Annotated in this window: 24 protein-coding genes and 1 tRNA gene; 9 read left to right on the forward strand and 16 right to left on the reverse strand. The window is 49.6% G+C overall.

Features of this window, described 5'->3' with window-relative positions; translation table 11 throughout:
• Position 1: 1 nt before the first annotated feature.
• The 3 genes from VNQ80_RS19780 to VNQ80_RS19790 form a co-directional block, all read right to left on the reverse strand.
• A complete protein-coding gene (locus tag VNQ80_RS19780; protein ID WP_325641961.1) occupies positions 2-2,509 on the reverse strand; it encodes a hypothetical protein in 2,508 nt (835 codons plus the stop codon).
• Entirely contained in the window at positions 2,506-5,130 is a 2,625-nt protein-coding gene (locus VNQ80_RS19785; RefSeq protein ID WP_325641963.1) for a hypothetical protein, read from the reverse strand. The genes VNQ80_RS19780 and VNQ80_RS19785 overlap by 4 nt, the downstream gene beginning before the upstream one ends.
• Positions 5,131-5,496: 366 nt before the next feature.
• Complete coding sequence (locus tag VNQ80_RS19790) at positions 5,497-5,706, reverse strand: hypothetical protein (RefSeq protein WP_325641965.1); 210 nt, start codon at positions 5,704-5,706, stop codon at positions 5,497-5,499.
• Between the two features lie 181 nt (positions 5,707-5,887).
• Between VNQ80_RS19790 and VNQ80_RS19795 the strand changes: the two genes are divergently transcribed.
• From VNQ80_RS19795 to VNQ80_RS19805, 3 genes are all read left to right on the forward strand, one after another.
• On the forward strand, positions 5,888-8,029 hold the full coding sequence (locus VNQ80_RS19795) for an HDIG domain-containing metalloprotein (RefSeq protein WP_325641968.1): 2,142 nt from the start codon (positions 5,888-5,890) through the stop codon (positions 8,027-8,029).
• Positions 8,030-8,108: 79 nt separating this feature from the next.
• Positions 8,109-8,198, forward strand: a tRNA-Ser gene (locus tag VNQ80_RS19800).
• 360 nt (positions 8,199-8,558) lie between these two features.
• Positions 8,559-8,714 (forward strand): DUF5670 family protein, encoded by a 156-nt coding sequence (locus VNQ80_RS19805; protein WP_325641970.1) that lies wholly within the window; start codon positions 8,559-8,561, stop codon positions 8,712-8,714.
• Between the two features lies 1 nt (position 8,715).
• Here the strand turns inward: VNQ80_RS19805 and VNQ80_RS19810 are convergent, their stop codons facing one another.
• Both VNQ80_RS19810 and VNQ80_RS19815 read right to left on the reverse strand, forming a co-directional pair.
• A complete protein-coding gene (locus tag VNQ80_RS19810) occupies positions 8,716-9,024 on the reverse strand; it encodes a DUF3467 domain-containing protein (RefSeq protein WP_325641972.1) in 309 nt (102 codons plus the stop codon).
• Positions 9,025-9,091: 67 nt separating this feature from the next.
• Positions 9,092-10,207 carry a M42 family metallopeptidase gene (locus VNQ80_RS19815; protein WP_325641974.1) on the reverse strand — a complete coding sequence of 372 codons (1,116 nt, stop codon included), beginning with the start codon at positions 10,205-10,207 and terminating at the stop codon, positions 9,092-9,094.
• Positions 10,208-10,376: 169 nt separating this feature from the next.
• On the opposite strand from VNQ80_RS19815, the gene VNQ80_RS19820 reads away from it, so the two are divergent.
• Positions 10,377-10,520, forward strand: coding sequence for a hypothetical protein (locus tag VNQ80_RS19820; RefSeq protein ID WP_325641976.1), 144 nt, complete (start codon positions 10,377-10,379; stop codon positions 10,518-10,520).
• Positions 10,521-10,557: 37 nt separating this feature from the next.
• On the opposite strand, the gene VNQ80_RS19825 is transcribed toward VNQ80_RS19820, so the two are convergent.
• The 6 genes from VNQ80_RS19825 to proS all read right to left on the reverse strand — a co-directional run bounded on the left by VNQ80_RS19825 (position 10,558) and on the right by proS (position 15,594).
• Positions 10,558-11,430 (reverse strand): TIGR02757 family protein, encoded by an 873-nt coding sequence (locus tag VNQ80_RS19825; RefSeq protein WP_325641978.1) that lies wholly within the window; start codon positions 11,428-11,430, stop codon positions 10,558-10,560.
• 115 nt (positions 11,431-11,545) lie between these two features.
• Positions 11,546-12,697 carry a cystathionine gamma-synthase gene (locus VNQ80_RS19830; RefSeq protein WP_325641980.1) on the reverse strand — a complete coding sequence of 384 codons (1,152 nt, stop codon included), beginning with the start codon at positions 12,695-12,697 and terminating at the stop codon, positions 11,546-11,548.
• Positions 12,698-12,875: 178 nt separating this feature from the next.
• Positions 12,876-13,046: a type II toxin-antitoxin system YoeB family toxin gene (locus VNQ80_RS19835; RefSeq protein ID WP_325641982.1), complete on the reverse strand. Its 171-nt coding sequence runs from the start codon at positions 13,044-13,046 to the stop codon at positions 12,876-12,878.
• Positions 13,037-13,246 (reverse strand): DUF2683 family protein, encoded by a 210-nt coding sequence (locus VNQ80_RS19840; protein ID WP_325641984.1) that lies wholly within the window; start codon positions 13,244-13,246, stop codon positions 13,037-13,039. The genes VNQ80_RS19835 and VNQ80_RS19840 overlap by 10 nt, the downstream gene beginning before the upstream one ends.
• Before the next feature lie 60 nt (positions 13,247-13,306).
• The gene (locus tag VNQ80_RS19845; RefSeq protein ID WP_325641986.1) at positions 13,307-14,095 is read right to left on the reverse strand and encodes a GDP-L-fucose synthase; all 789 of its coding nucleotides are present in this window, start codon (positions 14,093-14,095) and stop codon (positions 13,307-13,309) included.
• A 26-nt stretch (positions 14,096-14,121) separates the two neighbouring features.
• A complete protein-coding gene (proS, locus tag VNQ80_RS19850; protein WP_325641988.1) occupies positions 14,122-15,594 on the reverse strand; it encodes a proline--tRNA ligase in 1,473 nt (490 codons plus the stop codon).
• Between the two features lie 249 nt (positions 15,595-15,843).
• Here proS and VNQ80_RS19855 point away from each other — a divergent pair, with 249 nt between their 5' ends.
• Positions 15,844-16,992 (forward strand): hypothetical protein, encoded by a 1,149-nt coding sequence (locus VNQ80_RS19855; RefSeq protein ID WP_325641989.1) that lies wholly within the window; start codon positions 15,844-15,846, stop codon positions 16,990-16,992.
• Between the two features lie 114 nt (positions 16,993-17,106).
• A complete protein-coding gene (locus tag VNQ80_RS19860; RefSeq protein ID WP_325641990.1) occupies positions 17,107-18,657 on the forward strand; it encodes a hypothetical protein in 1,551 nt (516 codons plus the stop codon).
• Between the two features lie 81 nt (positions 18,658-18,738).
• Here VNQ80_RS19860 and VNQ80_RS19865 read toward each other — a convergent pair whose 3' ends face one another.
• Complete coding sequence (locus tag VNQ80_RS19865; protein ID WP_325641992.1) at positions 18,739-19,218, reverse strand: DNA starvation/stationary phase protection protein; 480 nt, start codon at positions 19,216-19,218, stop codon at positions 18,739-18,741.
• Between the two features lie 62 nt (positions 19,219-19,280).
• Positions 19,281-20,639 carry an NfeD family protein gene (locus VNQ80_RS19870; protein WP_325641993.1) on the reverse strand — a complete coding sequence of 453 codons (1,359 nt, stop codon included), beginning with the start codon at positions 20,637-20,639 and terminating at the stop codon, positions 19,281-19,283.
• A gap of 130 nt (positions 20,640-20,769) precedes the next feature.
• Between VNQ80_RS19870 and VNQ80_RS19875 the strand changes: the two genes are divergently transcribed.
• Genes VNQ80_RS19875 through VNQ80_RS19885 form a run of 3 tightly spaced genes read left to right on the forward strand, consistent with a single transcriptional unit; the run spans position 20,770 to position 23,098 of the window.
• On the forward strand, positions 20,770-21,525 hold the full coding sequence (locus VNQ80_RS19875; protein ID WP_325641994.1) for a DUF4905 domain-containing protein: 756 nt from the start codon (positions 20,770-20,772) through the stop codon (positions 21,523-21,525).
• 18 nt (positions 21,526-21,543) lie between these two features.
• Positions 21,544-22,452 (forward strand): DPBB and LysM peptidoglycan-binding domain-containing protein, encoded by a 909-nt coding sequence (locus tag VNQ80_RS19880; RefSeq protein ID WP_325641996.1) that lies wholly within the window; start codon positions 21,544-21,546, stop codon positions 22,450-22,452.
• On the forward strand, positions 22,439-23,098 hold the full coding sequence (locus tag VNQ80_RS19885; protein WP_325641999.1) for a uridine kinase: 660 nt from the start codon (positions 22,439-22,441) through the stop codon (positions 23,096-23,098). The genes VNQ80_RS19880 and VNQ80_RS19885 overlap by 14 nt, the downstream gene beginning before the upstream one ends.
• On the opposite strand, the gene VNQ80_RS19890 is transcribed toward VNQ80_RS19885, so the two are convergent.
• The 3 genes from VNQ80_RS19890 to VNQ80_RS19900 all read right to left on the reverse strand — a co-directional run bounded on the left by VNQ80_RS19890 (position 23,093) and on the right by VNQ80_RS19900 (position 26,008).
• A complete protein-coding gene (locus VNQ80_RS19890) occupies positions 23,093-23,752 on the reverse strand; it encodes a 3-oxoacid CoA-transferase subunit B (RefSeq protein WP_325642001.1) in 660 nt (219 codons plus the stop codon). The two genes, VNQ80_RS19885 and VNQ80_RS19890, sit on opposite strands and share 6 nt — an antisense overlap.
• Positions 23,753-23,766: 14 nt before the next feature.
• Entirely contained in the window at positions 23,767-24,459 is a 693-nt protein-coding gene (locus tag VNQ80_RS19895; RefSeq protein WP_325642003.1) for a CoA transferase subunit A, read from the reverse strand.
• A gap of 322 nt (positions 24,460-24,781) precedes the next feature.
• Positions 24,782-26,008, reverse strand: a complete 1,227-nt coding sequence (locus tag VNQ80_RS19900; protein ID WP_325642005.1) for an MFS transporter — start codon at positions 26,006-26,008, stop codon at positions 24,782-24,784.
• Between the last annotated feature and the right edge of the window lie 37 nt (positions 26,009-26,045).

Genomic DNA, 26,045 nt, shown 5'->3' on the forward strand with positions numbered 1-26,045 from the left:
ATCATTGGTTAATCACGTTAAAACCTCCGGTTCCTATCAACGGGCGCAGGTCAGACTCCACTAGTCCCTGCGCCACGATCTCGAATTCGCCCGTCACATCCGATGTGAAAAAGCTGAATGTGGCCGTACCATCCGCATCGGTGTACACATTAGGATTCCAGTAAACGGTGGAGCGCATGTCGAGCTCAGTGGTGGGATAGGTTTCATAGTCCGGCAACGGGAATTCCTCGGGGATGGTGATGTTTTTGATGTAGTTGATGTCTCGGTAACGGCCGCAGCCGAGGCAGATGATGGTTTTAGGTTCGTCGTAAGGATTATAGCCCCATGTATATGTTTTTCCCTTTACTATCATCGATTCTACCATGTAAGATAGATCTCTCATTTTTAAATATTCCGCATGAATGCGATCCTCGTATTGTTCGCACTTGGGCTTTTTCAGTGTTCGTGATACCGCCTGTTCCTTCCGACCCACTACTACTTCGTCTAATAAATTCATTGCTTTGAAATCAAATCTTGAAGCCGCTGGGAGCGCTGCTATCGCGAAGCTCTGTAAAACCTCAGGTATGTAAAGCTGCTTACCTGTTACTATAGTACGATCAAACCCGATGTCAGGATTCTGCCAATCAACCAAATACTCATATTTCCAACCGGATGACGTTGGGATTTTCATCGCCCATTCCTGCCCGCTGCGCGACAACAACAAACTGTCCGGCACAAAGAAACTTTGGCTCTCACGATCCACTTCGATAGTCATCGTTTTAACTATTCGACGTATGCCGTTCTTTTCAGCCTTAAATCCTTGAAAAGAACGTAGCTCTATTTTCTTAACTGTTGATGGCACAGTCCCAACAACTCCGTCCGCGTTCGATAAGTGCGCGGATATTCCGCTGGATGGATATACCATGTCACTTCTCCGCCGGTTTCGCAGCCATCCATTACCTAGCAACACACGGTCTAAAACAGTTGCCGATTTAGCAGCAATCAGTCGATTGCTAACGGGCTTTATAAATTCTCCATAATATCGCTGCTGCAAGATGTTACGAAAAACGAGGCTATCATTTCGGTTTTTCTCGCTTGCCGCCACGGAAAAGTTGGCCACCACCGGATTTCCCGATGCATCCGTTGCGCTAAGGCTGACGGTCACTTTCTGGTGCGTTCCGTATTCCTGTCGATCGGTCGTTATCGTAACCTGATAGGGTTCGTCATTCCTATTCAGAAACAGCCGCTCGGCCTGTGGCGTACGGTCCCTGTCGAACACCGCCAGGTTCAGCACATCCTTTGAGTATTTGCCCACGGGAACGACGACCATCACTGAATCGCCCGGAAGGATTTCCTGTTGGGTGCTCCAAAGGACTTCCTTATTGGTGCGCAATACCAACAGGGCAGTACTGTCGGGGCCCAGGTTCCGGATCATGGCCCTGCTGCCCGTACTGTCCTGATGAAGCTTCAGGCTGAAGCCTTCAAGCCGATCGGCTGGTGGGACGTCAAGCGTTGTCTGTCCGCGGCCATCCCGTGTCTCTACCGTATACCGCACACCCGCCGCGTGTGGAAGCTCGACGGTGGCCATGCCCAACGTATCGGAAGCGACGCCGGCAACGGTACTGTCCCCTACCATCAGCCGCAGGGCGGTCTGGACCGGGTTGCCGACGATATCCAGCACCTCGATGGCCACACGTCCGCCCGGCACGGGCCTGCCACCTTCGGGAAAACAGTTCACCGTTAACGGGTTGCCCCGGTGCGGCAGGTTCAGGGATAGCTCGGTATGATCATTAATCTTCGTGAAGAGCAATTTTACTTTCAACGATTCATGGTCGGCCAGATCGGGATAGGTAAAGTCAACGAACGCTTCGCCAAATATATTGGTCGTCAATCTGCCGTACTTCAATTCCTTACCGCCGGCCAGCAGCTGGTATTCGCCTTTGACACCTCCGGCAAAGCTGCCGCTTTCCCTAACGTCCACCCTCACCTGCACTTGTCCCCCGACATACAGCATGGCCGTATCGGTTACCGATGCCGTGGCTTCCAACCGCCTGCCCGTCATTCGGCTGATCTGGATAGGTTGTACGAATACGTTGGTGTCTCCCAGGGCTACCATACGATCCGTGTAAGCGTATAGGGTGTAGTTACCGTCTAGCCGGAAAGGATGTTTAATAAGGCCGAGATGCTCGATATTACTCGGTTTGGACAGCTCAATATTCCCATGCGCCCGGACATCATAAATTGGAAATTGGGCTCCGGAAACCTCATTCCGCTCGTCATCAACGATACGTACATACAGCACCTTTGCTTCCTGCGCAGTATCCCCCAACAGGTAAGCCTTAAACCAGATGGTCTCCTCGGGCGTATACGTTGTCTTGTCCAGGTGCAGGTAGAGGTTACTGCTTGGATAGGCTGGTTGATGGTCCTCCAGCCGTTCCTGTAAAACCGATAACATATCCGGCTGCTGCGCCCTGAAGGAAAACCCCGTTACGGCAATGAACAACGATATGGCAGCCAGCTTAAAACTCATCGATTAATCACGTTAAAACTTCCGGTTTCCATCAATGGTCGCAGGTCAGACTCCACCAGTCCCTGCGCCACGACCTCGAACTCGCCCGTCACATCCGACGTAAAGAAGCTGAAGGTGGCCGTTCCGTCCGCATCGGTAAAGATATTTGGGTTCCAGTAGACGGTGGAGCGCATATCCTGTTCAGAGGTATGATGGGACTCATAGTCTGGCAGAGGGAATTCATCCGGGATGGTGATGTTTTTAACATAATTGATGTCTCGGTAATGACCGCAGCCGAGATAAACAATAATACTGTAATTCTTCAAACTGTGCGGCACCTCCTGATCAGGAGCATACACATACATCTCTCCTTTTCGAGGCCGATAGGTCGGACGGAAATTACAATTCAGGCAACCGCAATAACTGCATATGTAGTCCCCACAACGCGTTCTCAGCTTCCTTGTAATCGTTTCCTTAGCACCAATCACCACTTCCTCCAACATGTTGTTCTGATCGAAAGCAAAATTGTTTTTTTTCGGAAGTGGAAAACTATCAAATGTATTTACACGCTCCATAATCAATGATTGCTGCGCTAGGATCAGGCTATCATAACCGATATCATAGTCTTTCCACGCGACCAGGTATTTGTAACCAATAGGCTGTGCATCTTTTTGAGCCGCATACCGATTCGTCAGCGCATTGTATCGGTCCCCTTTTCTTGGCCTTGAAGGCTGCACATACAAGTCCATCACCCATTGCGATGATTTTGAAGCATGCAGGTGGCTCGCCGGAATAAAAAACGTGCCATCCTCGTTGACATTGATCGCAGCACGCTGGAACATGGCGTCATTATCCTTTCCTTTACGGCTCTTGAAGTTAGCGAGAATAAAATCGAGGGATTGGGCCGAGCGGATATTGATGCTCGTGATCGGATCCTTACCAAAGGATTTAACGACGCCATGCGCCCCATCGACATCGGATAGGGTAAGTGGACGCCCACCTGACTGGCTGTCGTCGGTATGGAGCCATCCGTCGGTTCTCCATTGTCCGGCCAAAAGCAGGTTATCTAAACCCCCGGGAGTTTTTTCGGAGAACAGCCGGTCACGCTGTGGATGGGCTAAAATACCATAAATATGCTGTTGCACTATACTCCGGTAGGTCGAGCTATCCAGCCGTATCTTCTCACTGGCGGCTACGGAAAGATTTGCAACAACCGGATCACCCGCCGCATCGGTAACCCGGAGCTTTACCGTTACACGCTGCTTCATCCCGTAATTCTGCTTGTCCAGCGTCCAATCAATATGGTAATCATCGGTTTCTTTATTCAGAAATAGCCGCTCAGCTTGCAGCGTACCGGTTTCATCAAACACCATAAGGCTCAGAACGTCTTTTGGGAAGTCTGCAGCCGGTATAGGGATGGTTAAGGAGTCGCCGGACACCACGTCAACCGATTTGTCCCATAATATCTTTTCCATGGCACGAAGCACCAATAGCGCGCTGCCAACGGCACCATGGTTGTGAATCACGGCACTTGTACCCTCACGGCCATGATCTACCCTGAGGCTGTACGGAGCCAATTGGCTTACGCGCGGTACATCGACCGTCTGCCGTCCCCTGCCGTCCAATGTTTCCACGGAATACGTTACGCCGTCATCCGGGGGCAGGTTTATGGCTGCCCACCCGAGTTTGTCCGTGCGTCCACGCATTACAACACGGTTTGCAGCCAATACCTGAAAGTCTGACTCAATCCCGTTACCTTGAAGGTCGGCAATTTCTACCGCGATACGACCACCGGGCACCGGCTTACCCCCTTCAGGATAGCAGTTTACCAATAGTGGGCTTTCTATATGCGGGAGGTTCAGTGTCAGCTCGACGAAGTCGTCCCCTTGGGTAAAAACCATCTTTACTTTCAGCGACTCACGCTCAGGTAAATTAGGGTATGTGAAATTCAGAAAAGCCTCGCCAAATCTGTTGCTTCTCAGGCTACCATATTTGAGCTCCTTGCCTGCTGATAGCAATTGGTATTCTCCCCGCACGCCGCTGGCAAGGACACCGAGCTCGCGGATGTCGACTTTTACCTGCGCTTGCCGGCCGCTTCGTAGCATGGCGGTATCCACCACGGTCGCTCTGGCTTCGAGTTTGCGGAATGCCGGAATCCGTCTTACCCGGATGGATTGCACAAACACATTGGTATCCGCTACTGCCAACATGCGGCCGGTATAGGCAAAGAGTGTATACTTTCCCTCGGAAAGGTATTTGGGTAACGCTATGTTGCCATGCGCCCGGATGTCGTATATTGGGAATTGGGCATTGGCCACCACCGTCTTTTCCTCGTCGATAATCCGGACGTACAAGACCTTCGCTTCGCGCGTTGTGTCTCTCAGCAGGTAGGCTTTGAGCCAAACGGTTTCTTCCGGCGAATAAATCGTCTTGTCTAAGTGAAGATAGAGGTTGCTTGGAGGATGGGCTGCTTGATGATTCGCCAGCCGTTCCTGTAAAACGGGCGGCATATCCGGTTGCTGTACCCTGAGGGAAAATCCGGTAACGGCAATCAACAGCGATATGATAGCCAGTTCCGATAGTAGTTTACTGCCTATTCGGAGGCGCTGTACGACTCGGTTGGAACTTTTAGGTTTACCCATGTGGGTGATGCTATTTTCGTTTTAATTGGAAGCGAATAAATCGGAATAACCGCATCACAAGTATACCAATAGATTTTTGAAATTCAAAACAATGCGTTTTTAGATGACCGCATTTAAAATTTGTGTTTCAGGCTGATGTGCTTCGTCTGGAAATTCATGTGCTTTACCTCAGCACACATATACACGCATATATATGCGGTCCGAGAACTCATGTGTCTTACCTCGAAGCTCACCTATCTTGTCTGGGAATAGATGTATATACGTGTTTTGTCTAAGAACAGACTTGTTTTAGGGACGACAGTCGCTACTCAATTCAACAGACCCGCCGAATCGAAAATAAAAGAGAAAGCCTATTCCAAGTTATTTTTACTTGTCCGCAAGGGAATCAAAGCGTTCGGCCAACTCGTGCGAGCGTTCGCCGGCTGCGCCCACATCATATAGGTGTTGCTGGGCTTCCCGCAAGCGGCCCGCGAATAGGATGTTCAATAATTGCCTCACTTGCCCATAATCAAATTCAGATTTAGCCAATGTGATGAGGTAGGCGCTATCTGTAATCTCAATGTTTGATGTTGTCATGATACTAATATTTATTCCGACTGGAAAGATACCCGCCAACCAATAACTTATCATTACCGACGGTTTAATAAATCATTAAAAAACTATCTTACAGGCGTTGATGGCTTTTTGTGCCGTTTTACTACCTTTGCCACATACGAGACCCTATTGACCTGTATGTTTACGATCAAATACACTGGATGTGGCAAGGTTAAAAATCAGATATAAGTCGACAGATACCAAAGGCAGTTATTCTTTCCTGCTTAAGTACGGGATGATATTGGTCAGTATTATACTGATTGCAATGCTTTTACCTAAGCAACCGCGATTTAGGTACGAATACGAGAAAGGCAAAGTATGGATGCATGAGGATCTGGTATCGCCTTATAACTTTGCGGTATTGAAAACACAGGCGGAACTTGACAAAGACCGCGAGAACGTGCTCAAATCCGTATACCCCGTCTACAACCACCACACACAAATCGCCGAGCAGCAACTTAACCAGTTCGAAACGGACCTACCCGAAAAATGGCAGGCTGCTGGATTGGATTCACTCGACGACAACCTAACCGTTTACGAGCGAGCGGGAACGCAGTTATTAACAGAAATCTATAAGCGGGGTGTAATCGCGCTCAACAACAAATTCCAGGGCGACCGTACTAATTACAATTTCACACTGCTCACCGATAACGTAGCCAGGCAGGTGAACACCGCCAGCGTATTCACCACCGAAACGGCGTTGGAACATATCAAGAAAACAATCGGCAACCGGTCGGCCATCACGCAAAAGGACTGGCTAATTGACGTGCTGGGCGATTACATCAACGTGAATTACCTATTCAATGAGTCGCTCACTTCGAAACTGGAGGAAGATGCATTAGCGACCATCTCCACCACCAGAGGCATGGTCCAACGTGGCGAGCTCATCGTGGCCAGCGGGACCACCGTCAACAACGAAATCTTCCAGAAAATAGAGTCGCTGCGGAAAGCGTACGAGGAAGAAGCGCGCATCGGCGGGAATCGTACGCTATTGGTGTTGGGCCAATTTCTGGTTGTGGCGCTGATGGTATCCTTACTTTTTGTGTTTGTGTACCTTTTCCGGAAGGACATCTATCACAACAATCGGCTCATTTTCCTCATCCTCATCGTCATTACGGGGATGTTGGCCGTCTTATCGTGGGCAATCACGATCAAGCTACCGAGCCTTTACTACATACCTTATTGCATCGTACCAGTTATCGTGCGGGTACTCTTTGATACGCGACTGGCGTTGAACATCCACCTGCTCATGGTGCTGTTGGCCGCTTTTTTCGTACCGAACAGCTTCGAATTCGTTTTCCTGCAGTTTTCCACCGGTATGGTAGCGATATACAGCATCAAAACCTTGATAAAGCGGGAACAGTTCCTGATTTCGTCGGCCATCATCCTGGCCACCTACCTGGTTGGCTATATCGGCATGGGGCTTATGCGGAACGGATCATTCAGCAACCTGTACTGGTCAGACCTCACACCGTTTATATTCAGTGTATTGCTCACGCTGCTTGCCTATCCGCTCATCTACGCCTTCGAGCGTGTATTCGGCATCATTTCGGATGTCACCTTGATGGAGCTGACCAACAGCAACTCCAAGCTATTGCGTGAACTCTCGTACAAAGCGCCCGGCACTTTCCAGCATTCCATGCAGGTGGCAAACCTTGCGGAGGCTGCCATTTACCAGATAGGCGGCAACACGTTGTTGGTCCGCGCCGGCGCACTTTACCACGATATTGGAAAAATGTCCAATCCCCAGTATTTTATCGAGAACCAAACCAAGGGGTATAACCCGCACGATAGCCTTTCATTTGAGCAAAGCGCCCAAATCATCATCTCTCACGTGGCTAAGGGAGTCGAGCTGGCAAAAAAGCATCAACTGCCGGAAGTCATCATCGACTTCATACGCACGCATCATGGTACCACGCGGGTGGACTATTTTTATCAATCGTACATCAAATCGTTTCCCGAAAAGCTCGTGGACGAAGATATGTTCCACTATCCCGGTCCTATCCCCTTTTCGCGGGAAACCGCTGTACTGATGATGGCTGACTCGGTGGAGGCTGCCTCACGAAGTCTGAAAGAGCCCACCGCTCAGAGCCTCAATGACGTGGTTGATAAAATCATCGAATCCAAGATGAACCAGAAACAGTTTATCAACAGCAACATTACGTTGAAAGATATCACGACGGTCAGTGAGATCTTCAAGGAGATGCTGAAAAGCATCTACCATGTACGTATCGACTACGAGGTAGGCAAAAAAAATACGCAAGCTTTCAAAACCGACGCACAAGCCAGGGGCCTGCCGGAGTAGTCCCTTTATGAAAATGTTTTTTTGGCTAGCAAGGTTTCCGAAATTCGTTTTTTTGTATTACGTTTGCAGGCGCAAATCCGGTGAGGTGCCTGAGTGGCCGAAAGGAACAGTTTGCTAAACTGTCGTACTGGAAACGGTACCGAGGGTTCGAATCCCTCCCTCACCGCCACCCAAAATGAAACCCGACTTTCGTCGGGTTTTTTCATTTCCTGGCATTGCGAAGCTTGCTTCGGCAAAAGCTGGGAAATGAAAAAATAAATGAGCGTAGCGAATGGTTTCATTTTGGGTGAAGCCTCCCCCTCCCCGGTATGGCTGCGGCCCATTGAGTGCGGGGATTGCGCGACGCAGCCAATCCCTTGAAGTCAATCACAAACTTGTGAAGTCATCCCAAGCTTGCTTGAGCAAAAGCTGGGAAATGAAAAAGTAAATGAGCGTAGCGAATGGTTTCATTTTGGGTGAAGCCTCCCCCTCCCCGATATGGCTACAAAAACAAAACCCCGCTTTTTTGGTTATCTTATAAAAAAAAGAAATGAGAAGCTTCCTCTTTATCCTAGCCCTTATCCTGTTGATTGGTTGGGGCATCGGCATTTTTTTCTACGCGCTCAAAGGATTATTCAACATCGTTATTGTGTTGGCTGCGATCGCGTTTATCATGGCGATATTCAACAGATCATCGAAAACGTAAATTAGGCCTGCGCCGTTGGGCCACCGAAATTCATCGGAAACGGAGGTTCATCCCGCGCATCTATTTGACCATTTGCAGCCTCGTACTTTGCTACATTATCCTCCAGCGCGTGGAGTAACCGTTTTGCGTGCTCGGGTGTAAGGATAATCCGTGACTTCACTTTCGCCTTGGGAATGCCGGGCATAACCCGTATAAAGTCCAGAACGAACTCCGTATTGGAGTGTGTAATGATTGCTAAATTCGAGTAGGTGCCCTCCGCCACATCTTCGGTAAGCTCGATATTCAGTTGGTTTTCTTTCTTGTCTGCCATAGTCCGATCTTTTTAAAATCCTATTGATTGGTTACGGTGTCCCGCAAATGTGCAAAGAAATTTACAATTACTTTGCAAATGTCCTGAAATCATGGCCTGACTTGATGGCCAGCAAGGTCTCATAAATCAGGCGGATGACGTTATCGACATCCTCCTTATGGATCATTTCCACGGTCGTATGCATGTAGCGCAGGGGTAACGAAATCAATACAGAGGGTACTCCCTCATTCGAATAAGCAAACGCGTCGGTATCGGTACCGGTCCATCGGGAAGACGCCTGTCGCTGGAATGGGATGTCCTTTTTTATCGCGGTATCTATCAGTAGCTTATTGAAATTTATCTGCACGGAAGGTGCATACGATACAACGGGGCCTTTGCCGCAGGCGAGGTCGCCCTGGGTCACCTTGTTGATCATCGGTGTCTGCGTATCGTGCGTCACATCAGTCACGATAGCGAGATTGGGTTTGATTCGATGGGCAATCATCTCCGCACCGCGCAAACCGATTTCCTCCTGTACCGAGTTGACGATATACAGGCCGAAAGGCAATTTTTTCTTTTTCTCCTTCAGCAGACGGGCTACTTCCGCCACCATGAACCCTCCGGCCCTATTGTCGAGCGCACGCCCCACGTAGTACCGGTCGTTCAGCACCATAAACTCGTCTTCATACGTCACCACGCAGCCCACGTGGATACCTAGGGCCTCAACTTCTTCCTTACTACTGCAGCCGCAGTCCAGAAAAATATTCTTCAGCGTCGGGCTTTCTTCTTTCTCGCCCGACCGGGTATGGATAGCGGGCCAGCCAAACACCGCTTTTACCGTGCCCTTGTCGGTATGGATATCTACACGTTTGGACGGAGCAATTTGGTGGTCAGAGCCGCCATTGCGGATGACGTATATTAGGCCATCTTTGGTAATGTAGTTGACGAACCATGATATCTCATCAGCATGCGCCTCGATAACGACTTTAAAGTCGGCCTCCGGGTTGATGACGGCGACGGCGGTACCGTAATGGTCAGTAAAGGTTTCATCTACGTAGGGCTTCACGTAGTCCAACCATAGACGCTGTCCGCTCCATTCAAAGCCGGTAGGCGATGGGTTGTTGATGTATTCTTCGAAAAACCGAAGCGACTTCGGCGTGACTACTGGAACATGTTTTTTTTCTTCTGTTTTCGTTTTGGCCATGGCTATTATTCCGCTATAACGTTATCTTTTTGATTCTCCGCGAATATCGCTTGCATATCGAAGCAAACTTAGCTAAGTTTGACCATATCCGTAATAGAATCAGTGGTGGGCAAACTTACAAAATAATTGTCGCTATGAAATGCCCGCCGGTCGACAGAACGTACTCGTCATGAAGAAAGGATTGTTCAAACTGCTCGTTAAAGTAAACAACGTCATCTTGCCCAGATACACAGGCAAAGATCCGGCGAAGTTGACCAAGACGCAACAGGCGATATTAGGTTTTCGGTATTGGGCTCTCATCAATTCCCTTTGACCCCTACCCTAGCCAAGCTACTGGGAATTGCGCGAAATCACAATTCGCCCTCGACCCCCAGACCGAACAGGGCGAAATCATATTTCACCGGGTCTTCGGCGTCGAGCAGCCTTAAGTTATCCGTCAACTCACAGGCGGTTTTCCAATCGGATTGCTTGCGTACAATCAAACCCAACTTGCGTGCCACCCGTTCCACATGCACATCACAGGGGCAAACCAGATCGGACGGCTTGAGCTGTACCCACAGACCGAAGTCAACCCCACGGTCATCCCGGCGGACCATCCACCGCAAAAACATATTCAACCGCTTGCAGGCCGAATTGGCGGCTGGCGAACTGATATGTTTGCGGGTGCGCATGGGATACTCCGGCAGACCGAAGAAATACGTGCGGAAATGGTTCAATGCAGATGCCACATCCAATCGGCTCCCAATACCGTGCAGCTCCCCAAGGTAACATGCGGGCGACGACAGCGCCATATCGCCGGGACTGGCAATGGCATCATCGATGTACTCGCTTCTGAACTCAGACTGGACGCTTGGCGGCACAAAAGCGGCCTCTAACGAATGGTACTGGTTGTAATGTTCATGAAAAAAACGGATGAAATATAACAGGTCGGTATCGTTGAAGGTACGATGCTTGAACCCTTCCAACCGCTTCAGGTCACTGTAGACATGGTTCTTCACGAAATCGTACGGCGCACCATCCATCCGATCGATGAGTTCGCTGCATTTGTTTATGATCGTTTTCCGCTGGCCCCAAGCCAATACAGCCGCAAAGAAGCCCATGATTTCGATGTCCTGCTTACGGGCGAACCGGTGTGGAATGCATATCGGGTCGTTATCGATAAACGCTGGGCGGTTATATTCGTCTACCTTCCGATCAAGAAAGCCCTTAATATCAAATGACATGACTGTATTTTATATGATATTATTGAACTCGAATGACGCAGATCTGACTGATTTGCGTGGATTTTTGTGATTAATCAGCGAAATCTACTTTATCCGTGCCATCCGTGTTCCCTTATCAAATCACGGAAAGCGCTTGTTCCAAATCGGCCAGCAGGTCATCAATATCCTCCACTCCCACGCTGATACGAAGAAGGTTGTCTACCACGCCTACCCGTTCACGGACTTCTTTCGGTATGGAGCCATGCGTCATGGTAGCAGGGTGGTTGATCAGCGATTCCACGCCGCCCAATGATTCTGCCAGCGTAAATACCTTAAACGAAGATGCTACCTTAAAGGTCTCTTGCAATCCTGCGTCTTTCAACACAATCGACACCATCCCGCCGAAATCGCGCATCTGCTTTTTTGCGACGGCATGACCGGGGTGATCTTCAAATCCCGGCCAATATATCTTTGCAACTTTCGCGTGGCCCTTCAGGTATTCGGCCACCTTCCGGCCGTTTTCGCAGTGCGCTTTCATGCGGAGATGCAGGGTTTTGATGCCCCGCAACACCAGGAAACTATCTTGGGGTCCGGGCGTGCCGCCACACGCATTATAATAGAAAAATAACCTGTCGTACAGCTCCTTATCGTTGACAACCAGTGCGCCCATCACGACATCGGAGTGCCCACCGATGTATTTGGTTACCGAATGCATCACGATGTCGGCGCCCAAATCCAACGGATTTTGCAGGTAAGGCGATGCGAATGTATTGTCTACCGCAAAAAGAACCCCTGCGGCTTTTGCAATACCACTGATTGCTTCGATATCCGCCAATTTCAAGGTGGGGTTGGTCGGCGTCTCGATCCAAATCAAGCGTGTGCTGTCGTTGATCTTCTCGGTGATGCGTTCCGGTTCTGCCGTATCAACAAAATGGAACTTGATACCGTACGTCTCAAAGACCTTGGTGAAAATCCGGTACGAGCCCCCGTAGAGGTCGTCCCCCGTAATCACCTCATCACCCGGTTTAAGCAATTTGAGCACGGTTTCCGTGGCGGCCATACCGCTCGAAAATGCTAATCCATATGCCCCGTTCTCCAATGCAGCAATGCAGTCTTCCAGCGCCTTGCGGGTAGGGTTGGTGCCGCGTGAGTATTCGTAGCCTTGGTGGTCGCCTGGCGCGGCCTGCCAATAGGTCGATGTCTGGTAAATCGGCGTCATCACCGCGCCGGTGGTGGGGTCGGGCTGCTGCCCCGCATGAATGGCCTTTGTAGCAAATTTATATCCCATGATATCAAGAATTTTCAGTTGAAGTAACGTGGCAAGTCATCAAAATTCATACAGGTGTGCTGATGGTTGGGAACACCTGAAAGCAACACTACAAGTAATGGCCTTTTACTGAATAAACGATAAGCTTATCAGGTTCAACCCTGTAAACATAACGATCTACGTGATTTATTCTTCGTGACTACTTACCACTTAAATCATATTTCAATGGTTCAGGTTTACCGATTCCTGTATACGGTGTCTCAAGAATTGCGCTGGTAAGCTGAGAAATCTTCTTCAGTACTGCTTTATTCCCAGATTTCTTCCAATAGGTCAAATCATCTACTGCATCAGGAAGAAAAACTACTTCCATAATTCATCCAGCTCTTCGAGCGTCATCTTTTTCCCTTCCCCCCGATGCAAAGCTTCATCGCCCCGCTTGATTTTTGCCACAAAATCAGCATTATAGAGAACGTCATCCGTTTTCCAGAAATTGACATTCAATGCTTTCAATACGGCCTTTACCGCAGCCAGTTGCTTTTTGTTCTGTGGTTCAACAATTAGTGTCTCCATAATACAAAAGTACATAATTGCCATCAATTTGCAAATGAGGCTAAACGACATGTCCAGCCGTTAGAACTTCAGCGGCGAGCGGTATTCAAACGTATAATCCAAATCGGCAATCAGCCGCTCCGGGGATACCACCTTCGCCGTCTGGTCCGCTTCCGAAAAGGCCGTAGGCAGCCCGTGGCCGTATTTCGCTGCGGAAGCAGCAATCACCTCTTTTTTCAACGGGTGCTCAGGACACACCACATTGTACGTTTTTCCCTGCGACCCTGCGGCAATCATCGCTGCGATGATACCTTGGATATCCACCACATGCACAAAATTGGCTGTCTGGTAACCGATTTCGCAGACCTTCCCGACAAAATACTTGGCCATCACACGTTCAAAGCCGAACAATCCACCCAGCCGGAGCACGTTCAGGTTCGGATACGCCGCACGGAGCGCAGTCTCGCCCAACAATAACTTTGGCTCCAAGTCTGCATCCGAAAAAGTTGTCTCCGTAATCGTGGCACTCACCTTGGGATAAATACCTACTGAACCGAAAAAGAACGACTGGTTGAACGAAAGCTGGTCTAAGAAGTCGACCAGCCCGGCAAAGCGCCGATGCACTATGTCTACACCGTCTTTACGCGTAATAGGCACGCTGATGATGGCCACGTCAAACACCTCCCGTCCCAACCGAGGGTGCTCCCCCTCGCGGTCGAAATCGGCAACCGTAGCCGTCAGCCCGATTGCCCCTAAACGCTGCGCCTTCTCGACAGACGTACAGGTTGCCCACACCCGATGTCCCGCACCGACCAACACCGTGGCGATGTGGGTGCCCACCCATCCACAACCTACAATCAATATATCCATCCCGCCGAGCTAGCCATAACGTATACTTAATAGGCTTTGGCAAACAGAACGCGCTGTACCGAAGGCTTACCCGTACGGATACATACTCCCGTTTCGGCCTTGTTGTTGAGTGGAATGCAGCGGATTGTCGCCTTGGTTTCCTCTTTAATGAGCTGCTCCGTTTCCGCCGTGCCGTCCCAGTGGGCCGAGACGAACCCGCCCTCGCCATCAAGCACCGCCTTGAATTCGTCGTACGTATCGGCCTCAACCGTATGCGATTCACGGAAGGCCAGCGCTTTCGCATAGATATCGCGTTGGATATCGGCCAACACCTGCTCGATACGATCGGCCAGGCCCGATTGGGAAACCGTTTCTTTGGCCTGCGTATCGCGCCGCGCTAACTCTACTGTACCATTTTGCATATCGCGGGTGCCGATGGCAAGACGCACGGGCACCCCTTTAAGTTCCCATTCTGCAAACTTGAAGCCCGGGCGCTGCGTATCGCGATCGTCATACTTAACGGATATACCTTTGGCTTTCAGTTCGCCGATGAGCGTATCGGCAAGTTCCCCTATCGTCTGCCGTTCCTCCTCCTGCTTGTAAATCGGCACGACAACGACCTGTATAGGTGCCAATTGGGGCGGAAGCACCAATCCTTTATCATCGGAATGCGCCATGATCAGCGCACCGAGCAACCGCGTGGATACCCCCCACGACGTAGCCCATACATAATCCAGCTTACCTTCCTTTGACGTGAATTTCACATCGAATGCTTTCGCGAAATTCTGCCCCAAAAAGTGTGACGTACCCGCCTGCAACGCTTTCCCATCCTGCATCAACGCCTCGATACACAGCGTATCAAGTGCACCGGCAAACCGTTCATTCTCGCTTTTGCGGCCGCGCACTACGGGCAGCGCCATCCAGTTTTCCGCAAAATCAGCATACACTTCCAGCATCTTGTTCGCTTCGGCAATTGCCTCTTCTTCGGTCGCGTGCGCGGTATGGCCCTCCTGCCATAAGAACTCGGCCGTACGCAGGAACAACCGCGTGCGCATCTCCCAACGCACCACATTGGCCCATTGGTTTACCAGAATCGGCAGGTCACGATACGATTCAATCCATCCCTTGTAGGTATTCCAAATGATGGTCTCCGATGTCGGCCGGACAATCAGTTCCTCTTCCAGCTTGGCCGTTTCGTCGACCACAATCTGGCCGCTGCCATCATTCTTCAGCCGGTAATGGGTCACCACCGCACATTCCGTTGCGAAGCCCTCTACGTGGGAAGCCTCCTTGGAGAAAAATGATTTCGGGATAAATAACGGGAAATAAGCGTTGCTATGTCCGGTATCTTTAAACATCTTGTCGAGCGCGGCCTGCATCTTTTCCCATATGGCATAACCATAGGGCTTGATGACCATGCAGCCCCGCACGGCCGAGTGCTCGGCGAGGTCGGCTTTCACCACAAGTTCGTTGTACCATTGGGAGTAATCTGTTTCGCGGCTGGTAATTCCTTTGCTCATCGTTGTTTTCCTATGAAAATAGTATTAAGTTTTTTCTAAAAAACGCTTCTCATCCTAACTATTTTGCTTTGCTTATCAAGCAACTTTAGCTAAGTTTGCGGATTGGACATGCGTCTGAATTTCGCTTAGCAAAGGTATATGCTTTTGTCAAATTACCGAATAAAAAATGATTCAGCGATTAAACCAATCGTCCAAAATATAGTCCATTAAGTAAAAGCATGGGCTTAATCAAAGGAAAGGATAGTTAAAATGGAAGCCAATAAATTAAAAGTCAGCGCAGTAGCTTTAATAAGCTTGCTCACCTTAGGTGCGTGCAGCACCTCCCGGCAGGCGGCATTCCGCGATGATGTCTATAATAATAATGCCCAGGCAAAGGAAACGAACTACCAAAGCCCGGATTATTATTACGACGAAGGCGCCACGCAGGAGGAATATGCCGATGGCGGTTATTATGCCGATGAATATGCGGATGAAGGATATTACAACGACTACTATGCGGACGAATACAGTGACAGCGAATATGCCAGTCGCATAAACCGCTTTTACTACAATTCGCCGGGTATGAGTTATTACGACCCTTGGTTCGACCCGTGGTATGGCTACAACTCGTGGTACGGCTACGGCAGCGGATTCAGCTTTGGCTGGAGTATGGGTGGCTGGGGCCTCGGTTGGGGCAGCAGCTGGTATAATCCCTATTATGGTGGTTATTGGGGCTGGGGATCGCCTTATTACGGCCGCGGCTACTGGGGCCCTTATGCCTATAACCGTTGGGGTTGGGGTGGTTATGGAGGCTATGGTTACGGTTATTACCCCGGAACGATCATCGTCAACAATCGCCACTTGGCAGCGCGCTCCTCTTCACGTGACCGTATGGGCACGCGTACTTCGCGCAACGCTAGCCGCACAGCGATATCCCGGGATGCCAATGGACGCATCTCCACCCGTGCGGTAGCTACGCGTGGCAGCGCAACTCCGGGCGTAAGGACAAGTACGCGTGGTGCGGTGCGACCGGGTGCGACCACACGCGGTTCGCGCAACACCGAAGCGATACGCAGCGGTACATCGCGACGGCCTGCCGGCCAAGCTGTAAGGCCTTCGGGCAATACAACGCGGCAACCAGCTAGCAATGCGCGACCATCGTCGACTAGGCGCCCATCGGGCAGCAGTGCCCGCCCCGCACAACCGAGTTCATCACGGCCAAGCAGCAGTGCCAGACCGGCCGCCCGCCCGTCGCAGCCAAGCAACGTAGCTCCGCGGTCGTCAGGAAGCAGTTCCCGTGGCTCATCTGTATCGCCGCCATCACGGTCGTCTGGATCATCGAGCGGTAGCAGCAGCAGTAGAGGTAGCAGCAGTAGTGGTAGCAGTGGTAGCAGCAGCAGAGGCAGCCGGGGCCGTTAGCCTGATAAGATAATATTCCAAGGGCCAACTGAATCCATTTCCTGAAAGGGGTATTTCCCCGGAAATTAATTTGGTTGGCCCTCTTTATGAGTGTAATCGAAACCAACCATGAATATGTACATCAAAAAAATCGCATTATCCGGACTACTGTTAAGCACACTTTGCCTTACCGCACAAGGTCAATACCTACAGGACGTCCTCCGTTTTTCGCAACCCGAACAAGGAGCAACCGCAAGGTTCAAAGGATTGGGAAATGCACAGACCGCACTCGGGGGTGACCTCAGTTCCATTTCTGGCAATCCCGCCGGCCTCGGCTTCTTCGGACAGTCAGACATCAGTATTTCGTTCGATTATGCCAATGATCTCAACAAAGCAGGCTATTTCGGCACCAACAGTCAATACAGTATAGATAAGCTCGGTCTGAACCAAGTTGGAGCCGTTTTCCATATCCCCGCGCGTCGGGCCCGTGGAAGTAACCTCACCTCCGGCTGGCTAAATTTCAATATTGGCGTAGGATACAACAAAACAAATAACTTCAATAGCACGGTGGGATTCACCGGCGTTAATTCCGAAAGCAGTATCGCCGACTTTATGGCCTATGAGGCCTATGAAACCGGCAATATATACGGCGATTTCGGCTGGGATGCTGGCCTAATCGACGAACGGCCCGTAGATGAAGATTATGAATATGTGGCTATGACGACGTTAGATAACATCCAGACCGTGACCAACCGCGAAACAGGATTCCAGTCGGAAACGAACATTTCTTTCGGGGCTAATTACGGCAACAGGCTTTACATCGGCGCAGGCATCGCGTTCACACACATCAATCACGACATCAATTACCTTTACAGGGAAGATGGCTCGATCGCAGATCATGGCTATATCTTTAGTATGAACCCAGGCTCCCGCTTTGTAGACGCCGCCCATGGCGATTACGACGTTTATAATCCGCTTCTTGAATCCGAATACGAATACGAAAATGAATACTGGTCAACAACCACTGGAAACGGCTTCAGTGCCAAGTTGGGGGTTATTTACAAGCCGGTAGATTACATCCAAATCGGTGTGACGGCCACTACTCCCACCTGGTATAAGTTGACCAACGATTACGAAGATTATTTCGGCGTCACCAACTACCTTACCGATGGCTCATCAGAGCCTTTTCCCAGCGAGGGTGAACCCACGTATTACGATTATAACATGCGTAGCCCCTACCGCATCAACGGCGGGATTGCGGCATTGTTCGGCCAAGGGCTCATCAGTGCCGACATTGAGTATATCGACTACGCCAGCATGACGTTCTCCTCGGTCAATTCGAATACGGATAATATCATGAATGAGCAAATACGCGACAGTTATACCAGCGCCGTCAATTTCAGGATTGGTGGCGAATACCTTGTTGCACCTGCATTCCTCTTACGTGCAGGATATGGCCATACAGGCAGCCCCTATAGCGATTTCGAATCCACTACGCAGCGGGTATCCGCCGGCGTTGGATACCGGGTAAACAATGTCTACATTGATTTGGCCTACCAAAATTTCACACAAAAATATGGATGGCAGGTGTACCTGCTGGACGATATTAACGAACATTATAGCCCCGTGGCCGACATCAGCAACTCAAGAAATAGTGTGTTACTGACCCTTGGGCTTAAGTTTTAACTCGTTTAAACCATTTATTTATAAAAAATGCGGCAACTGTACCCGGTTGCCGCATTTTTTTATTAATCAAGTGGCGCTTCCCTACGCCTTATTCACAAACGCCCGCAACATCCAGTTCTGTTTCTCATTGAATTGCATAAAAGCGTTAACCATATCATTGGTCCCTTCATCGTCCGCTTCCGACGTAATTTCCAACAGGTCGCGCTGCATGGCTATTAATGCCTCTAGATCGTCGATGATGGCCTTTACCATGTCGATGTCTTTCATGCCGATGGTTTCCACCTCTCCAATGTCGGCGTGTTCCACATAATCCTTAAACGTACTGAAAGGCGCTTTCCCTAGGGTAAGGATACGTTCGGCCAGTTCATCGATGGTGGTCAACGCGTTGGTGTATAACTCCTCAAACTTCGCATGCAACGTAAAAAAATGGTTACCGCGCACATTCCAATGACATCCCCTCAATTTCTGGTAATGGATATGGTAATTAGCCAGTAAATCATTCAGGTGGTCAACAACAGGCCTTAATTTTTTTTCTTCTAAACTGATTGCTTTTGGATTCATGATGTTCGAATTTTATAGTTTGCTGATAAAACACCGAAAGCTACAAAAAGTTTACGGCAACGTCATGATGTCCGTTTCTTTCTGACAAACAGATTATAGTTTTCATGCTTCTCCACATATACATCTTCCCCGATATCGATGAAACCATCCAGCGCCACCGCATCATACCATTTGCCTTCAATCTCCACCTTGCCCGATGGGCGCAACACCGTCTTCGCCACCCCTTCTTTGTTCACCATCTCCAGGTTCACTTTCGACGAGGTGTAACCCGCCGCCGATCGTTGTTCATCTTGCAGTACCAAGCGTTTGAATGCCCGGGTATTCAGTAAACTTTTACCGAAAATAACCATTAGGATGGTGGCCACCACCATCGATGCGATCACCAGTAGAAACGAATTGAATAACATGCCCGGTTCAGCGATTGAAAAGTCGAAATAATCATTTACAACCATGCTGAACGCCAATCCACAAACCAGACAGATGATGCCCAGTATACCGGCCACACCGAATCCCGGAATAACGAATAGCTCCAGCAGGATCAATACAATGCCCGCCACAAAAAGCGCAATCTCCCAGTTGTCGGCCAATCCTTGGATATAGAGCGGAGCGAAAAACAAAGCGGCCGCAATGATGGCCACAATCAGTGCAAAGCCGATGCCCGGAGTTTGCATCTCAAAATAGATGCCTCCGATGATCAACAAAATCAGGATACCACTTACTGCCGGGTTGATGAGGAACGAAATAATCCGATCAATCGTAGTTACCTGATGCGTAGTTACACGCGCCGAACCCATTCCTTCGGCCGACAACACATCGGCCACCGACGAGGCCTCCGCTTCAGCCAGCCCGATATCGACGGCCTCGGTTGAGGTGAGCGTAAGGATTTTCCCGGCAGGCTTGATATTCGGCAAATCCACATCGCCATCTACGAAGGCCTCGGCAACTTGGGGGTCTCGCCCCTTTGCTTCCGCCGTAGCCCGCATCAATCCCCGCATGTACGACTGATGTTTCTCGGGCAGCAGCTGACCGGTTTGGTCTACCACGCTCGCCGCCCCGATGCTGGATCCTTTACTCATGTAAATGCGGTCTGAAGCCAACGAGATCAACGCTCCCGCCGACGCAGCATTGTGGTTGATGAAAACGACTGTCTCCAATGGCGAATCCAATATCCGGCTCCGGATCGAATCGGCAAAATTGACCATCCCACCAAACGTATTCATCTCGATGAGCACCATATCCACCTTGGCTTCCTCCGCTTTCGCATAAGCGTTTTTCACCTGCCGCCAAGCATTGGGGCCGATATCTTCTTTGATGTCGAACCGGTAAACATGCTGCGCTTGTGCCGTGCACGCCGTTATTATCAAACAGATGGCAGCCAGCAACGGACTCAGCAATCCTTTTTGTCGTATTTTTTTATGCATATCATTCAAAATCATTATATTTTCCTCTACAAACGCTTTCTCTCATCGGCAGAGGAGAGATCAATAAAGATGCACTTTTATAATTGCATAAAAAAGCATCTTTATTTAAGTTTGGAACCAACGAGAGCGCATGGATAAATATACACTAAAAACCGTATTCAAAAAAAGTTTTTTGGGCATGGTATGGCGTATCGAAGCCGACACATCCGCCCATTTACTGGCCGTCGAAACGCGCGATAAGGAAACCGGCCAGCCGTCCTTTTCCGCATTCGACTATCAATCGGGTGTTTCGTTTATCCATGAAAAGCCCTACGGCAATCGGAATTGGGTGCTCGCTGGTGTCACCGACCGTAAACTGATTGCCAAAGCATTCGGCCAAAATAGTCCTGACGGTGCGGGCATCGCGTGTATCGACGTAGCCAGTGGGGACTTGCTATGGGAACAGTTCAATTACGTATTGGTGCACGTGGGCAATCAGCAACTTACCGTGCGACACCGCAACTTTGCCGGAGGCTATGAGCAGCACCTCGACATCACCACCGGAAATTTAACACAATTTAACAAAAATGCCGGTAAACCAACCGAAGCGGATATCGTCTTACCTCAGCGGTATGGACACGGTTTACCCGAATGTTTGGCTGGCTATCCAGTCCATGGCGATTTGTTTTACTGCCAAATCGGTCCGAAACAGCTTTGGGCTTTCCACGAAGCGAGGCAGGGAAGCTACCGGGTACGGATGGTTATTACCAGCGGTTTAACGGTACTGGCAGACCAAATTATCCTTCCGGAACTGGCTAAGATGACACCGGAATTATTTTTCATGATCGGCCAACAGGTTTTCATAATCAGCGATAATAAACGGGAAATTGTATCGTATTTAGTATAATTGCAACAGATTTTTAATATGAGCATCAAACATACATATCACCCCTATTTATATCGCGCCTCTTTTTTTTTAATGGCTACCCTGATTGGCTGTTTCAGCCTGTCGGCAAAAACCGCATCAACGGTACCGGATTCCATCGGTGTGGAATACGAAAACGGCCGGAAAATCATCATCCATGAATTGGAAGCCAAAGAAACATACTATGGTCTAAGCAGGCGGTACCAAGTTCCGGTAAAAGATATTATCGCAGCCAATAACAACAAAGCATTGAAAATCGGCGATACCGTTCGGGTACCTCAGGAAACCGTAGACAGCGGTACAACGAACACCACCGGCGATACAACGTTGGAGCAACCCGCATCCGTGCCTGTCCTCGCAGAAGGTGAGTATACCGCCTATAAAGTAGGTAAGGGCGAAACCCTATTTACCATAGCGAAGCGTTTCATCATCACCGTTGAAAGTATCAAACGCGCGAACGCACTCGCCAACGACTCCGTCAAGGACGGTACTGTGCTTAAGATACCGCACGAAGAACTTCCCCCCCCGCCCCCTACGGTCAATGAAATCATTGTACACGATACCGACTCCGCTGCCGCCAACGATAGCGAGTTGGAAATACCGGCCAATAAATATGGTATCCGGGAGATGAGCGAAAGGGGTGTCGGCGTATGGATAGATGACCTCAACCAAGAAGGCGGCAGTATGCTAGCCCTGCACAAAACGGCACCAGTGGGCACGGTGATCAAAATAACCAATCCCATGACACGGCGCACCACCTTTGCAAAAGTCGTTGGCAAATTTGCCGATACGGCCGAAACAAAAAATGCCATCATCGTCATTTCCAAATCGGCGGCGTCGCTCATCGGTGTCTTGGATAGGCGTTTTCAGGTCGAAATAGCATACGGTGCGCCCAATGAGCCAAATTAGTGTCCCTTTCGTTGTCGGTATCGCCGGAAGCAGCGGGTCAGGAAAAACCTTTTTCCTCCATTGTTTCCTTAATCATTTTGCAGCACACGAGGTAGCGCTCATCTCGCAGGACGATTATTACATTCCTGCCAATACGAAAACAAAAGAAGAAAATAAGCTATATAACTTTGATTTGCCGACCGCTATTGACCGACCGGCATTCGAGCACGACATCCGCTTGTTATTTGAAGGGCATACAGTATACCGCAAAGAGTACACATTCAATAATCCGGCCTTAAAGCCAAAAATGATCGAAACCAAACCAGCCCCCATATTGATTGTTGAGGGGCTATTCATCTTTTACTACCAAGAAGTGAATGCATTGCTCAACCATCGGATATTCCTGCACGCCGACGAAGAAGTAGCCTTGCAAAGACGGTTGAAAAGGGACCTCGTAGCGCGTGGGTATGATGAGGACGATGTGCGGTACAAGTGGACAAACCACGTAATACCGGCTTACCGGAAATACCTATTGCCCTTCCGCGAGCAGTGCGACCGCGTCATCATCAACAATACAGACGATCCTGCGCCCATCATCGCCATCACCGATGAAATATCGGCCGACCTTCGGCAACGTGTTCATGGGTTGAACCGTATAGGCTTATAACACCATTTCGGGGATGTCGCCCGCTGCAATGAATTTGCCGGCCGTGGCATTCCGGATCTCTTCTACACTAACTCCCGGTGCCCGTTCGCGCAGATGGAATCCACCGTTTTCCACATCTACCTCAAAAACCGCCATTTCGGTAACTATTTTACGGATACAGCGCACGCCTGTAAGCGGAAGTTTACAGGCGGGTAGTAACTTACTTTCACCCGCTTTATTGGTCTGCTGCATCGCCACAATGATATTTTTGGCCGAAGCCACCAAATCCATGGCACCACCCATACCCTTCACGAGTTTACCGGGGATTTTCCAGCTGGCGATATCACCGTATTCAGAGACTTCCATCGCACCTAAAATCGTCAGGTCTACCTTCTGCGCCCTAATCATGCCAAAGCTCACGGCTGAATCAAAGACCGCCGACCCCGGCAACATGGTGATGGTTTGCTTACCCGCATTAATGAGGTCGGCGTCTTCCTCACCTGCCTTGGGAAACGGGCCCATGCCCAGCAAGCCATTTTCGGATTGGAGTACCACGTCGATGGCTTCCGGGATATAGTTTGCCACTAACGTCGGAATGCCAATCCCCAGGTTCACATAGTAACCGTTCTTTATTTCTTTTGCGATCCGTTTTGCGATTCCGTTCTTGTCTAACATGCCTTTTTTTTAAATCAAACAACCGTCCGCTGCTCAATCCGCTTTTCATAGTCCGTACCCTGGAAAATCCGATGCACGTAAATACCGGGGGTGTGGATGTGGTCGGGGTCCAATTCCCCTACTGGTACCAGTTCTTCCACTTCGGCAATGGTAATTTTACCAGCCATAGCCATGATGGGGTTGAAATTGCGCGCGGTCATCCGATACACTAAGTTTCCGGCGGTATCCCCTTTCCATGCTTTCACGATCGCGAAATCGGCTTCAAACGCCATCTCCATTAAATAGTCTTTTCCACCAAAATTACGTACTTCCTTTCCCTCGGCGACCTCGGTACCTACGCCTGCGGGCGTATATATGGCAGGCATTCCGTAGCCCGCTGCCATGCACCGGGTAGCCAGCGTACCTTGTGGCACCAACTCCACTTCCAATTCGCCCGTAAGCAGTTGGCGTTCAAATTCCGCATTTTCACCCACGTAAGAGGCGATCATCTTTTTCACTTGCCGTTTCCGGAGCAACAAACCTATCCCGAAGTCATCCACCCCGGCATTGTTGGAAATGCAGGTCAACCCCGAGATCCCTTGCTTCGCAATTTCGTGGATGCAGTTTTCAGGGATGCCACATAAACCGAAACCACCCAACATCAACGTCATTCCCTCAGTTATTCCGGCAATCGCCGCCTCCACATTGGTTACTACCTTATTGATCATACCCGCCGTCTAATTGGTTAACACCCGTAAATCGGGATGTCGACAAGTTACGAAAGTTGCCCTAACCCTGCAAATCGAAATAGCAGAACGTAAAAATCCAGCCGCCTTAATTGGAATTTTTCTAAATAAAACATACCTTTGTCCCGCCATGTTAGAGGAGCATTCACTTTTGTCGGGTCAGGAAGCGGCCTGCGCCTGCGCTACCGACCCACGGTATTTCAAAGGATTGAACCCTTACCATGAGGGATGTGGATGTGATTTCAAGAAGTGCTGCAAGAAATACAAACGTGGTAAACGTTGCAAGAAATGCCCTAAACGATAATCACTCAACGAAATCCAAATCCCGGTCAAAACTCTCCTTTAACCGACTGATAGCAAATATCGCAATACCGGTAAGCAGAAAAATCATGATGTAAGCGGCGGTAACGATGTCGGTGCGCCGCACGAAAAACTCAAAAAGAAAGGTCGATGGAATCAGTGCTCCCCGCACAAAATTCGGAGCGGTGGTCGTCACGGTGGCGCGGAGGTTGGTACCGAACTGTTCCGAAGCAATGGTCACGAACGTCGCCCAGTAGCCAATGGCTATCCCCATGAAAAAGGCGATCCAATGGAATCGCTCTTCGGTAATTCCCTCGCTGCTTAAGTACCATATCGACGACGCAATGATCATAAGCTGGAACGTAAACACCGCCAGCCGTCGCGACTTAGTAAGCTGGGCAAACAAACCGGCAGCCATATCGCCCAATGACAGCCCCAAGTAGGTAAACAAGATTCCCTTCCCGGCACTCAGTGTAACCGGTGCACCCAATGCTTTTCCGAATTCAGGGGCCTGTGTAATCAGGATACCTACCACAAACCAAATCGGCAAACCGATGAGTAGGCAATAAACGTAACGTTTGAAGCGCGCGGAATCTGTAAACAACATGCTCAGTTTCCCCTTCTCAATCGGTTTTGCCGATAGCTTCTTAAACATACCCGATTCAAACGTCCCCACACGTAAAATAAGGAGTAACAAGCCCATTCCACCGCCAACAAAATACGCATTTCGCCAATCAAAAAATTCCGAAACATAATAGGCGGCAATAGCCCCCAACACCCCTACAGACGCCACAATCATCGTTCCATATCCGCGTTTGTTCTTATTCATCGCTTCACTTACCAGCGTAATGCCTGCTCCCAGCTCACCGGCCAGGCCAACCCCGGCAATGAAGCGGATAATCGCATAAGAATGGATATCCTGTACCAACCCATTGGCAATGTTAGCCACCGAATACATCAAAATCGAGCCGAACAGCACCTTGATGCGGCCAATCTTATCGCCCAATACGCCCCATAACAGTCCGCCGAGCAGCAATCCACCCATCTGCATATTCAGCACATACTCGCCATCCGTACGCATAGATGCTTCCGGAACACCGATATCATGGAAGCTCTGTACCCGAACGATGGAAAAAATGACAAGGTCATAAATATCAACAAAATAGCCTAACGCTGCTACAATAACCAACAGCCATGCATTTCTGGTGTTGGTCAGGTTTTCTTTGGTCATTACCTAACGATTTATGGTGCTAAAATAACAAATTTTC

Source organism: Parapedobacter sp., from assembly GCF_035556095.1.
GTDB lineage: Bacteria > Bacteroidota > Bacteroidia > Sphingobacteriales > Sphingobacteriaceae > Parapedobacter.

What these genes read in the sequence shown, in the direction of transcription:
- VNQ80_RS19780 (WP_325641961.1), bottom strand. Translation starts at nt 2,509, where the DNA reads ATGAGTTTTAAGCTGGCTGCCATATCGTTGTTCATTGCCGTAACGGGG.
- VNQ80_RS19785 (WP_325641963.1), bottom strand. Translation starts at nt 5,130, where the DNA reads ATGGGTAAACCTAAAAGTTCCAACCGAGTCGTACAGCGCCTCCGAATA.
- VNQ80_RS19790 (WP_325641965.1), bottom strand. Translation starts at nt 5,706, where the DNA reads ATGACAACATCAAACATTGAGATTACAGATAGCGCCTACCTCATCACA.
- VNQ80_RS19805 (WP_325641970.1), top strand. Translation starts at nt 8,559, where the DNA reads ATGAGAAGCTTCCTCTTTATCCTAGCCCTTATCCTGTTGATTGGTTGG.
- VNQ80_RS19810 (WP_325641972.1), bottom strand. Translation starts at nt 9,024, where the DNA reads ATGGCAGACAAGAAAGAAAACCAACTGAATATCGAGCTTACCGAAGAT.
- VNQ80_RS19815 (WP_325641974.1), bottom strand. Translation starts at nt 10,207, where the DNA reads ATGGCCAAAACGAAAACAGAAGAAAAAAAACATGTTCCAGTAGTCACG.
- VNQ80_RS19820 (WP_325641976.1), top strand. Translation starts at nt 10,377, where the DNA reads ATGAAGAAAGGATTGTTCAAACTGCTCGTTAAAGTAAACAACGTCATC.
- VNQ80_RS19825 (WP_325641978.1), bottom strand. Translation starts at nt 11,430, where the DNA reads ATGTCATTTGATATTAAGGGCTTTCTTGATCGGAAGGTAGACGAATAT.
- VNQ80_RS19830 (WP_325641980.1), bottom strand. Translation starts at nt 12,697, where the DNA reads ATGGGATATAAATTTGCTACAAAGGCCATTCATGCGGGGCAGCAGCCC.
- VNQ80_RS19835 (WP_325641982.1), bottom strand. Translation starts at nt 13,046, where the DNA reads ATGGAAGTAGTTTTTCTTCCTGATGCAGTAGATGATTTGACCTATTGG.
- VNQ80_RS19840 (WP_325641984.1), bottom strand. Translation starts at nt 13,246, where the DNA reads ATGGAGACACTAATTGTTGAACCACAGAACAAAAAGCAACTGGCTGCG.
- VNQ80_RS19845 (WP_325641986.1), bottom strand. Translation starts at nt 14,095, where the DNA reads ATGGATATATTGATTGTAGGTTGTGGATGGGTGGGCACCCACATCGCC.
- proS (WP_325641988.1), bottom strand. Translation starts at nt 15,594, where the DNA reads ATGAGCAAAGGAATTACCAGCCGCGAAACAGATTACTCCCAATGGTAC.
- VNQ80_RS19855 (WP_325641989.1), top strand. Translation starts at nt 15,844, where the DNA reads ATGGAAGCCAATAAATTAAAAGTCAGCGCAGTAGCTTTAATAAGCTTG.
- VNQ80_RS19860 (WP_325641990.1), top strand. Translation starts at nt 17,107, where the DNA reads ATGTACATCAAAAAAATCGCATTATCCGGACTACTGTTAAGCACACTT.
- VNQ80_RS19865 (WP_325641992.1), bottom strand. Translation starts at nt 19,218, where the DNA reads ATGAATCCAAAAGCAATCAGTTTAGAAGAAAAAAAATTAAGGCCTGTT.
- VNQ80_RS19870 (WP_325641993.1), bottom strand. Translation starts at nt 20,639, where the DNA reads ATGCATAAAAAAATACGACAAAAAGGATTGCTGAGTCCGTTGCTGGCT.
- VNQ80_RS19875 (WP_325641994.1), top strand. Translation starts at nt 20,770, where the DNA reads ATGGATAAATATACACTAAAAACCGTATTCAAAAAAAGTTTTTTGGGC.
- VNQ80_RS19880 (WP_325641996.1), top strand. Translation starts at nt 21,544, where the DNA reads ATGAGCATCAAACATACATATCACCCCTATTTATATCGCGCCTCTTTT.
- VNQ80_RS19885 (WP_325641999.1), top strand. Translation starts at nt 22,439, where the DNA reads ATGAGCCAAATTAGTGTCCCTTTCGTTGTCGGTATCGCCGGAAGCAGC.
- VNQ80_RS19890 (WP_325642001.1), bottom strand. Translation starts at nt 23,752, where the DNA reads ATGTTAGACAAGAACGGAATCGCAAAACGGATCGCAAAAGAAATAAAG.
- VNQ80_RS19895 (WP_325642003.1), bottom strand. Translation starts at nt 24,459, where the DNA reads ATGATCAATAAGGTAGTAACCAATGTGGAGGCGGCGATTGCCGGAATA.
- VNQ80_RS19900 (WP_325642005.1), bottom strand. Translation starts at nt 26,008, where the DNA reads ATGACCAAAGAAAACCTGACCAACACCAGAAATGCATGGCTGTTGGTT.